Below are 491 nucleotides of genomic sequence, written 5' to 3'. Positions count from 1 at the left end.
AGAAAGCTTTGCTCATCGCATAATCCGTCGCAATAATCGCAATATGGTGAACCTGTTTTAAACCCAGCATAACGTCTCCTTTATTTGTTAACAGCACGTTACTCGCCCGGAAGCCGCTCTGGCAAGTTATCCTGCCATTTTTAGGACTCGTACGCGGTAAACACCGTCTTCGTCCTGTTTCGCGCCGTGAATATCCGTTTCAAAACCGGGGTAATGTTGCCCTACGGAACAAAGCATCAGTAGAAAATCGAGTACCGTGCGGCTCTCTTCGGTAAGCATTTCTCCCGGCATCAGCAGCGGTACGCCGGGTGGATAAGGCAGGATCATATTTGCCGATACTCTACCGACCAGTTGTTCCAGCGCAATGGTTTCTACTTCGCCTTTAATCTGTCTCTGCCATGCCTGATGTGGCGTCATGATCATCTCCGGCAAGGTATCAAATGCCCGCAACATCAAACCGGGAAGATCGTGTTTACGAATCAGCTTATGGA

At 49.1% G+C, this 491-nt stretch carries 1 protein-coding gene; it reads right to left on the bottom strand.

Annotation, left to right across the window (positions count from 1 at the left end; all coding sequences use genetic code 11):
* Nucleotides 1-126: 126 nt before the first annotated feature.
* Nucleotides 127-491: Orn/Lys/Arg family decarboxylase (locus JQK88_RS35555; RefSeq protein ID WP_446669889.1), on the bottom strand; the 365-nt coding region annotated here is incomplete at its 5' end.

Source organism: Mesorhizobium caraganae (genome assembly GCF_016836705.1).
Lineage (GTDB): Bacteria > Pseudomonadota > Alphaproteobacteria > Rhizobiales > Rhizobiaceae > Mesorhizobium > Mesorhizobium caraganae.
The sequence above is the reverse complement of the archived record's forward strand: the minus strand, read 5'-3'. Positions and strand labels throughout refer to the sequence as shown.